General features: G+C 70.2%; 8 protein-coding genes, 2 tRNA genes and 1 pseudogene. 7 read left to right on the top strand and 4 right to left on the bottom strand.

All coding sequences use genetic code 11. From position 1 onward, the window contains the following. Positions 1 to 278 (bottom strand): annotated as a pseudogene (locus NBZ83_RS26605) (hypothetical protein); the annotation flags it as partial. Positions 279 to 762: 484 nt separating this feature from the next. Between NBZ83_RS26605 and NBZ83_RS26600 the strand changes: the two are divergent. The 3 genes from NBZ83_RS26600 (at position 763) to NBZ83_RS26590 (ending at position 1,847) form a co-directional block, all read left to right on the top strand. After that, positions 763 to 1,221 carry a peroxiredoxin gene (locus NBZ83_RS26600; RefSeq protein WP_261568884.1) on the top strand — a complete coding sequence of 153 codons (459 nt, stop codon included), beginning with the start codon at positions 763 to 765 and terminating at the stop codon, positions 1,219 to 1,221. A 184-nt stretch (positions 1,222 to 1,405) separates the two neighbouring features. Continuing rightward, positions 1,406 to 1,477, top strand: a tRNA-Val gene (locus tag NBZ83_RS26595). A gap of 205 nt (positions 1,478 to 1,682) precedes the next feature. Further along, positions 1,683 to 1,847 carry a hypothetical protein gene (locus NBZ83_RS26590; RefSeq protein ID WP_261568883.1) on the top strand — a complete coding sequence of 55 codons (165 nt, stop codon included), beginning with the start codon at positions 1,683 to 1,685 and terminating at the stop codon, positions 1,845 to 1,847. A 543-nt stretch (positions 1,848 to 2,390) separates the two neighbouring features. Here NBZ83_RS26590 and NBZ83_RS26585 read toward each other — a convergent pair. Further along, positions 2,391 to 3,419, bottom strand: coding sequence for a D-alanine--D-alanine ligase family protein (locus NBZ83_RS26585; protein ID WP_261568882.1), 1,029 nt, complete (start codon positions 3,417 to 3,419; stop codon positions 2,391 to 2,393). 105 nt (positions 3,420 to 3,524) lie between these two features. Then, positions 3,525 to 4,709 (bottom strand): aminotransferase-like domain-containing protein, encoded by a 1,185-nt coding sequence (locus tag NBZ83_RS26580; RefSeq protein ID WP_261576014.1) that lies wholly within the window; start codon positions 4,707 to 4,709, stop codon positions 3,525 to 3,527. A 124-nt stretch (positions 4,710 to 4,833) separates the two neighbouring features. Here NBZ83_RS26580 and NBZ83_RS26575 point away from each other — a divergent pair. Further along, a tRNA-Ala gene (locus NBZ83_RS26575) sits at positions 4,834 to 4,904 on the top strand. 135 nt (positions 4,905 to 5,039) lie between these two features. On the opposite strand, the gene NBZ83_RS26570 is transcribed toward NBZ83_RS26575, so the two are convergent. Next, a complete protein-coding gene (locus NBZ83_RS26570; protein ID WP_261568880.1) occupies positions 5,040 to 5,417 on the bottom strand; it encodes a hypothetical protein in 378 nt (125 codons plus the stop codon). A 193-nt stretch (positions 5,418 to 5,610) separates the two neighbouring features. Here NBZ83_RS26570 and NBZ83_RS26565 point away from each other — a divergent pair, with 193 nt between their 5' ends. The 3 genes from NBZ83_RS26565 to NBZ83_RS26555 all read left to right on the top strand — a co-directional run bounded on the left by NBZ83_RS26565 (position 5,611) and on the right by NBZ83_RS26555 (position 8,945). Beyond that, positions 5,611 to 6,852 (top strand): helix-turn-helix domain-containing protein, encoded by a 1,242-nt coding sequence (locus tag NBZ83_RS26565; protein ID WP_261568879.1) that lies wholly within the window; start codon positions 5,611 to 5,613, stop codon positions 6,850 to 6,852. Beyond that, complete coding sequence (locus NBZ83_RS26560) at positions 6,849 to 7,415, top strand: GNAT family N-acetyltransferase (protein WP_261568878.1); 567 nt, start codon at positions 6,849 to 6,851, stop codon at positions 7,413 to 7,415. The genes NBZ83_RS26565 and NBZ83_RS26560 overlap by 4 nt, the downstream gene beginning before the upstream one ends. Before the next feature lie 162 nt (positions 7,416 to 7,577). Then, positions 7,578 to 8,945 carry a lamin tail domain-containing protein gene (locus NBZ83_RS26555; RefSeq protein WP_261576013.1) on the top strand — a complete coding sequence of 456 codons (1,368 nt, stop codon included), beginning with the start codon at positions 7,578 to 7,580 and terminating at the stop codon, positions 8,943 to 8,945. Positions 8,946 to 9,008: the final 63 nt, after the last annotated feature.

Below are 9,008 nucleotides of genomic sequence, written 5' to 3'. Positions count from 1 at the left end.
GGGTAGCCTTGCTCGGGCTCGGGGCCGGGCAGCGATTCCCGAAAGGCATAGATCGGGAAGCCGCCGGTCGAGGTGCCCGGCCCGTCGATCGGGTGAGGTTCCTGCGCCGGGTGGCCCTGGGATGCGGGATAGCCGCGCTGGCCGGGTTGGCTTTGCTGGCCGGGTTGGCTTTGCTGATCGGGGTAGCCGTGTTGGTCGGGGTAGCCGTGCGATTCGGGGTAACCGTGCGGGGTCGCACTCTGATTGGTCAAGGTGGGCCTGCCCTCATCGGTGTCCATAACCTGTGGCGCACGCGGAGCACGCACCGTGTTACGCGCATGTCCGGTCGATGGCTCCCGTGTCGATCGGCCAGACTAGGCCAGTCTGGCGTAGGAAACTCGAGCACTCGCCGCATCAGTGCCCCGGGAGCGTGAAAGATACCTTCCGTCGGGATCGAATCCGGATGATCCTTCGTCTCGGCGGCGTCCCGATCGTCCCGATGGCGTCCCGATGGCGTCCCGACGGCTCCGGGGCGTCCGTGTGGGCTATCCGCAGGTGGTCGGTCGGTTTCCACGGCGCCGCAACTGGCATGCTGGCTCAGGGCCGGCGGATCGACCGGTGGGGGCGCCCGAACCGGTGGGTGCCGTCGCCTGGTCCGTTCCGACCCCCGCCCGCTGTCGCGATCATGCGAGGCCCGGCGGTCCGGACGGATCGGCCCGTGCATCGTCCTGATCGGTGCTCCGTCACTGTGATCAGCCCCATTGTTGTGGAGAGGAAGCGCCTGTGACCGTCGAGGTTGGCTCCGTCGCCCCGGACTTCTCGCTGAAGGACCAGAACAACGAGACCATCACCCTGTCGGAGTTCCGCGGCAAGCGGAACGTCGTCCTGCTGTTCTACCCGCTGACCTTCACCGGCGTCTGCCAGGGCGAGCTGTGCTCGGTCCGGGACGACCTCGGCTCGTTCCAGAACGACAACGTCCAGGTACTGGCGGTCTCCGTCGACTCGCCGTTCGCCCACAAGGTGTGGGCCGAGCAGCAGGGCTACGAGTTCCCGCTGCTCGCCGACTTCTGGCCGCACGGCGCGGTCGCGGAGGCCTACGGCATCTTCAACGCCGAGCGCGGCATCGCCGTGCGCGGCACCTTCGTGATCGACAAGGAGGGTGTCGTGCGTTGGAAGGTCGTCAACAACATCCCCGACGCGCGGGACCAGGCCGAGTACCTCAAGGCCCTCGCCGCCCTCTAAGATCGACGTACGGGAGCCGGCCTGGCGTACCTGGGTAGTCGTGGGGCCGGCTCCCGCTGTCGGTGGCCCCCTGGAGCGTCGGTGCCAGACCGGCGAGTCACCTTCGCCGATCCCCAGGCGCCCGATCGTTCCACGGGGCGTCGCGGCTGCGTAGTCTTAGTCAGCCTCGTTTCTCAGGTCTCCCGGGCGCGTAGCTCAGCGGGAGAGCGCTCGCCTTACAAGCGAGTGGTCGCAGGTTCGATCCCTGCCGCGCCCACGCGCCGGCTTCGCCTGCTTGCTGATCTTTGATCAGCTGCGACGGGGCCGCGATGTCTGCCGGGGGGACGACCCCCCGAACCCCCCGGGGCGGCAACCGGGTGCTCATGAGGCGTGTATTGCCGCCGCCTTGAGCTCGGCCGTACGGCTCGAAAGCACGGTGTGGTCGGGACGCTTGCCCCGTCCACGCCGCTACGGGGTGCCTGGTGGTCTACACGCTCGACGATGGTGGTCCACCGCGGGAGCTCCGGCTGGGGCCGGGTCGGGCGGGCAATCTTCTGGAGATCGTCGTTCTGCTCCTTGGCGATGGCACCGAACTGATCATCTGCGCGATGCGCATGCGTCCGAAGTACCGGCGTCTCCTGGCGTGACAAGGAGGGTCGAGATGACAGGGCAGACAGCGCCTACCCCGATGTCGGGAGGGGTCCCGGTGATCGAGCTCCTGCGGCGCTGGGGCTGGCAGCAGCCGATCACACGAACGCCGGCGAGGGGGACAAGCAACGTGCCCGGCAGCGGGCGCACCGGCCCTGAGCCTTTGCCGGTACCAGCGCCTGGGCGCCGAAGAGAAGATCGCGGAGCAATGCGGGCGCGTTCTGGCTCAATGAGACCGGCGCGGCCCTCTCATCCACTCGGGCCTCGGGTCTCTCATCGAGCGCACATGAGTCGCCCTGTTTGTTTTCTGTGCGTACCTGTCGGCACACGTGACGACAGGTACGCAATGTAGGTGACCAGCTCTCACGAACTACCGGTAGCTGATCGTCCGGCTTGGTATTCGGATGCTTTGCGTGAGCGCATCAGACCATAGCCGTAACGTGACGGTCCGTCTCGCCATTCGGCATGGTTGGCCGGCGGCCTGAGTCAGTCCAGCCCGGCCGCGGCGAGCATCCTCATGAGACCTACCAGTAGGCGCAGCATCACAGCGCCGGCCTCGGCCGCGTTCGGTTGGTGGCGCGGGCGGCGAGGTCGCGGCAGACCAGGGCGAAGTCGAGGCCGGCGGCGTGCAGGCCCATCGGCCAGGTGCTCGTGTCGGTCATGCCGGGGGCCACGTTCACCTCCAGGAACTGCACGTTTCCGGCCGCGTCGACGATCATGTCGGTGCGGGACAGGTCCCGTAGGCCCAGCACGCGGTGTGCGGTGACGGCGGTCTCGGCGGCGGCGCGCAGCACCGCGTCGTCGAGGCGAGCCGGGGTGAAGAAGGCGGTGGCGCCCGCGGTGTACCGGGCCGCGTAGTCGTACACCCCCGTGGCCGGCTCGATCTCGACGGCGGGCAACGCGACAGGCCCGACGCCGTCGCCGCTGCCGCCGAAGTCGCTGTTCCCGAAGTCGCTGTCGCCGAGGTCGCCGTCGCCGAGGTCGATGACGCCGACGGCGATCTCAACCCCGTTGACGGCTCGTTCGATCAGCGCCGAGTCGTGGTAGCCGAAGCAGGCCATCAGTGCCTCGGCGAGCCCGCTGGCGTCGTCGACGCGGCTGACCCCGAACGCCGATCCGCCCGCGCGGGGCTTCACCACGACCGGTAGTCCCAGTCGGGCGACGATCCGTTCGATCAGCGCGGCGGCGCCCAGGTCGTGGAACGCCGCGCGGGGCAGCGTCACCGCCGCCGGCGTCGCCACCCCGGCGGCGGCGACGGCCGCCTTCGCCGTCGCCTTGTCGAACGCCACCCGGCAGGCCGGCGGCGCGGCACCGACGTAGGGCAGATCGTAGAGGTCCAGGACCTCCCGGATCGTGCCGTCCTCGCCTGACGTGCCGTGCAGCACGGGGAACACCACGTCCGGCGGGTCGGCCGCCAGTGCGGGCAGCGTCGCGGCGTCGACATCGGCCAGGTCGGCATCGACGCCGATGCGGGTCAGCGCGTCGCGCAGCCTCCTCCCCGAATGCAGCGACACCTCCCGTTCGGGCGACAGCCCGCCGGCGAGGATCAGCACACGGCCCAGATCAGTCATCGTCGCGTCCTTCACGGTGTCGGGCACATCATGGACGGTCGGCGACACCATGGCCGGGCGGCGACGGTGTCACGGGCGGCGACGGTGTCACGGGCGGCGACGGTGTCACGGGCGGAAGGTGTCATGCAGGTCCAGCTCGTCCCGGACGACCCTGCCCAGCCTGCCGACCCCGTCGCGGATGCGATCGGGTGGCGGGTAGCAGAACGACAACCGCATGCTGTTGCGACCCGAACCATCGGCGTAGAACCCGGCCCCGGGAACGTAGGCGACCCGGGCGGCGATCGCCCGCGGCAGCATCGCCCTGGTGTCCATCCCGTCCGGCAGCGTCAACCAGACGAAGAACCCGCCGTCGGGGCGGGTCCAGGTGGCGCCGGCGGGCATCGACTCGGTCAGGGTGTCGAGCATGGCGTCGCGGCGTTCCCGGTACATCTCCCGGAACACCTTCACCTGCTCGGCCCACGGCTGGGTCGCCAGATACCGCTCGACCACCAGCTGGGTGAACATCGACTGCGACAGGATCGCCGACTCCGCGGCCAGGACGAGCCGGGCTGTCACCGGCGCCGGGGCCAACGCCCACCCGACCCGCAGGCCCGGCGCCAACGTCTTCGAGAACGACCCCAGGTACACCACATCGTCGGGGGCGTCGGCGCGCATCGCCCGCACCGGTTCACCGGTGAACGACAGCAGGCCGTACGGGTTGTCCTCGACCACCAGCACCCCGGCGCGCCGGCAGATCTCGATCACCTCGGCCCGCCGCGGCGGCGTCAACGTGATCCCCCCGGGATTCTGGAAGGTCGGCACCGTGTAGAGCAGTTTCACCCGGGCGCCTTCGGCGGCCAGCCGTCCCAGCGTCTCCGCGAGTGCGTTCGGCGACAGGCCGTCGGCGTCCATCGGAACGTGGACGATCCGCGCCTGGTACGCCGCGAAGGTGTTGATCGCCGTGACGTAGGTCGGCCCCTCGGTGACGACGACGTCGCCGGGATCGACGAACACGCGGGTGAGCAGATCCAGCGCCTGCTGCGATCCCGCGGTCACCACAACATCGTCGGGACGGGCGTCGGTGATGCCCTCCATCGCCATCACGTCGCAGATCCGCGCACGCAGACCCGGATCGCCCTGCGCCGAGCCGTACTGCAGCGCCACCGAACCCCGGCTCAGCACCAGTTCCGACACGGTCGCCGCGACCGCCTCCAAAGGCAGCGCGTCGACTGCGGGCATGCCCCCGGCGAGCGACACGATCTCGGGACGGGATGCGACCGCGAACAGCGCCCGAACCTCGCTCGCGATCATCCCCTGGGCACGCTCCGCGTACCGATTCCGCCACCGATCCAGAGTCACGCCCCGCGACACTACCCGCCGTACCCACGCCACCGCACCCTCGGACGCCCGGGTAGGCGCCCCCTTCTCGTCGCCCGGGGCATGGCTCGGCGGGAGAGCGCTCGCCTTGCAAGCGAGTGGTCGCAGGTTCGATCCCTGCCGCGTCCACCCCTCCTGGCCTGGTCTCCTGCGGCAGCCAGGCTACTGCGGAGATCGATGGCGCCGAAAACATCCTTTTTCCAACCGGCGCGACCGCTGCACCGGAGGTCGAACGCAGAGATCACGCCCAAAGATGTGTGATCTCTACGTGGGCTCAGCGAGGTGGTTGATCGCGCTTCCGCGGACGGCGACGCAGATCTGGCGCCACGTCGCGGCCGGGATCTTGACCTGATGGCTGCCGAGGTAGCCGTAGCGGAGGTGGACGTGTCCGTCCCGCTCGGCAGCGAGGCCGCCACCGGCTGCGGTCCAGGGGGTCCAGGCGGCGTTCAGCCGGCGGAAAGCCCCCCGGTCGCCGGCGCGGATCTCCGCCCGCAGCGCGGACCAGACCGGCCCGGGGATCCGCAGATCCGGGCCGGGGGAGGCGGTGTAGTTGATGGCGACGGTCTCGCCGTCGCGGGCGAACGCGACATCGGGGGCCGCGCTGGGCCGGCGCCAGATGAGCTGGTCCGGTGGGCTGGCCATCGTCGCTCCTGCGGGGTGGGGGTCCGGCGACCCGCCGGCGCCGGATGATCCGGGTTCCTTGCCGACAAGTGGCAGTCTGTGCATGTGACCGGGTGACTGCTATGCGTGCGCATGATTCGTGCCGTGCCGTGCCGCGCTGTGCGCCGCTGTGCCGTGGGCCCGGCGTCAGCCGCACGGGGAGGAATGGCTACGGGTGGACGAGGACGAGACAGTGGACGAGACAGGCGCGGCGGCGCTGGGCCGGCGGATCCGGGCGCGCCGCGGCCGGATGAGTCAGGACACTCTGAGCAGACGGATCGGGTTCCACCGCACCCGGATCTCCAAGGCGGAGAACGGGGATGTGCCCTCCGCCGACCTGTGCGCTGCACTCGACGACTACTGGCAGACCGGTGGGGAGCTCGCCGGATGGCAGTCCCGGCTCGAAGCGGGCAGGGACGGCGGCGGGGTGGCCGAGACCGACCGCAGGCAGGTCTTCGAGCTCTCCGCGGCCGGGCTGATCGCGGCGGACACCTACCGGCGGCGGGCCCGCCTCAACCCCGACGCGCTCACCCTGGCCGAACTCGACGATGCGGTCGACGGCCATGCAGCGGTGTTCACGACCACCCCGCACGCGGTCCTCGCCCCGCGGGTGTACCGCACCTGGCAGTCCGCCGAGCGGCTCCTCGACGCGGGTGCCAAGTCCAGGGCGCAGGTGAATCTCACCCAGATTGCCGGCTACTCGGCATACATGTTGTCGCGGCTGGCCTTCAATCTCGGCGATCAGGCCGCCTCGCGGCGGTTCGTCGCCCAGGCCGGTGATCACGCCGACCAGATCGACGACCCGGTTCTGACCGCGTCGATGGCGGCGATGTCCTCCACCCTGGCGTTCTACAGCCACCAGTACACCGAAGCCGCCGAGATCGCCCGCCGGGCGCCCGATCATCTCTACACCCGGGCCAGGCTCGCCGCCTACGAGGCGCGGGCGCTCGCTGCCCTCGGCGACGCCGTCGGCACCCGCGAGGCGCTGAACCGGATGCGACGCGCCGTGATCGACGTGCCGGCCCGGCCGGGAAGCTCGCCGTTCGGACCGGCCACGGCCGAATCCTTCACCGCCGGCGTCCTCGCCCGTCTCGGCGCGGGCGACGAGGCGGAACCGCTCGCCCGCGCCGCCGTCGACGCCTTCGACCGGGAACGGGCCGTCGGCTTCGAAGATCACGGTCATGCCGTCGTGGTCCTCGCGACCACCCTCGTGCGCCGCGGGCGTCCCGATGCGGCCGAGGCGGCCCGGCTCGGGATGCGCGCCCTGGCGATCCTGGCCGCGAGCCCGACCTACACGGTGATCAGCCATGCGGAGCGGCTCGCCACCGATCTCGCCGGGTATGGCTCCCTGCCGGAGGTCGTCGACTTCCGGGAACGACTCACCGCCGTTTCCCGTCCCGCTTTGATGGACGGATGACCCTCGACATCGTCGAGTCGCTCCCCGCGGTGCTGGTGCCGACCGTGCGTACCGAGCGGCTCGTCCTGCGCGGCTGGACCGCCGACGACATCCCCGCCTACACGCGGATGGCGACGAACCCGCGGATGAGCCGCTACACCGGCTCGCCGTCGAGCGAGGCCGCGGTGTGGCAGATGTTCGCCCTTCAGATCGGGCACTGGGCCCTCAACGGCTTCGGCATGTGGCTCGCGCACGACCGGGTGACCGGGGCGTTCATCGGACGCGTCGGCCTGTACCGGGAGTACGGCTGGCCCGGCCTGGAGACCGCCTGGACAATCCGCCCGCAGCGGTGGGGCGAGGGATTAGCGACGGAAGGCGGTGCCGCCGCGATCGAGTACGCTTTCGGCACCCTGCGTGCCGACCGGACCATCTCGATCATTCATCCGGAGAACGCCGCATCCATCCGGGTCGCGGTCAAACTCGGCATGAGATTCGCGGAGGCCACCGAACGCAACGGCCAGCCGCGGCACATCTACGCGATCAGCCGCTCCGAGTGGAGGCCGCGCGGCGCCGAGCCTCGGTGATCTCGTCCTGGATGGTAATCCGTGCTGCCCGAGCTGTTGGTTGCGCGTTCAACACCTGGTCGTCGGCGTGCAGGAAGATCCGCGAGGAGTGCGAATTCGGCGCCTCCTGTCGGTGACCCTGTACAAGGAGCAGCTGCTTTGCGTAAATATTCGCGTGGGAAAGTGCGATTCGCCGTTGCCGCGGTTCTGGCCGTCGTCGCCGTCGGCCTTTTCGGTATGCCGGCGGTGGCGCAGGGGCCGGCGGACGTGCGGATCAACGAGGTCGAGTCGAGCGGTGGATCGCCCGGGGACTGGGTGGAGCTGGCGAACATCGGTTCGGCGGCCGTGGACATCTCCGGCTGGGTTGTCAAGGACAATGACGACTCCCATGTGTTCACGGTGGCGTCGGGTACGTCGCTGGCGGCCGGGGGCCATCTGGTTCTCGATGTCGATCCGGTGTTCGGCCTGGGGAGTTCCGATTCGGTGCGGCTGTATCAGCCGGGTGGCACGACGCTGGTGGATTCCTACACCTGGACCTCGCATGCGTCGACGACCTACGGGCGCTGCCCTGACGGCACGGGTTCGTTCACCACGACCGCCTCGTCGACCCGTGGCGCGGCGAACGCCTGCCCCCCCACCGCGTGGCCCGGCGGCTCGGCCGTCTCCGTCGCGGACGACGCGAGCGTGTTCGGCACGAACCTCAGCGGCCTGTCGTTCCAGAGCTCCGGTGTGCTGTGGGCGGTGAAGAACGGCCCCGGCACGCTCTACCGCCTCGTGCCGAACGGCGCGAAGTGGCAGCCCGACACGACCGGCGGCTGGGCCTCGGGCAAGGCGCTGCACTACGCCGGCGGGACCGGCGACCCCGACGCGGAGGGCGTGGTCACGACCCCTGACGGCGTGGTCGTCTCCACGGAACGCGACAACAGCAACAGCGGCGTCAGCCTGCTGAAGGTCCTCCGGTACGACGGCTCCTCCACGGCCACCTCGCTGACCGCGACCGCGGAATGGAACCTCACCTCCGACCTGCCTGCCGTGGCGGCCAACAGCGGGCTCGAGGCGATCTCGTGGATTCCCGACTCGTACCTCACCGCACACGGCTTCCACGACGAGCACACCAACACCGCGTACGATCCGGCCGCCTATTCCGGTCACGGCAGCGGGCTGTACTTCGTCGGACTTGAAGCCAACGGCACCGTCTACGCCTACGCGCTCAACCAGAACGGCGGCGGGTACACCCGGATCGCCACCGTGGCGAGCGGCTTCGCCGCGGTCATGGACCTCGAGTACGAGCCCGCGACCGGTCATCTGTGGGCGGAATGCGACGACACCTGCCAGGGGCGCACCGCGACGCTCGACATCAACGCCGCCGGCCGGCTCGCCGGCACCGCCGTTTACGCCCGCCCCACCGGAATGTCCAACTACAACAACGAGGGATTCGCCCTCGCGCCGGCGGGGACCTGCTCGGCCGGGCACAAGCCGGTCGTCTGGTCCGACGACGACAACGACTCCAGCCACGCGCTGCGCAGCGGAACACTCAACTGCACAAGCTGACCCGCACGCCCTGACGTCTCGACCGGGGTGGGCGGCACCGCAGGTCCGCCCACCCCACCCCAC

The organism is Frankia gtarii (assembly GCF_025403375.1).
GTDB classification, from domain to species: Bacteria; Actinomycetota; Actinomycetes; order Frankiales; family Frankiaceae; genus Frankia; species Frankia gtarii.
The sequence above is the reverse complement of the archived record's forward strand: the minus strand, read 5'-3'. Positions and strand labels throughout refer to the sequence as shown.

Bases quoted from the DNA above. Each gene is read 5' to 3' on its own strand.
- NBZ83_RS26585 (WP_261568882.1), bottom strand. From the start codon at position 3,419: ATGACTGATCTGGGCCGTGTGCTGATCCTCGCCGGCGGGCTGTCGCCC.
- NBZ83_RS26580 (WP_261576014.1), bottom strand. From the start codon at position 4,709: ATGATCGCGAGCGAGGTTCGGGCGCTGTTCGCGGTCGCATCCCGTCCC.
- NBZ83_RS26570 (WP_261568880.1), bottom strand. From the start codon at position 5,417: ATGGCCAGCCCACCGGACCAGCTCATCTGGCGCCGGCCCAGCGCGGCC.
- NBZ83_RS26560 (WP_261568878.1), top strand. From the start codon at position 6,849: ATGACCCTCGACATCGTCGAGTCGCTCCCCGCGGTGCTGGTGCCGACC.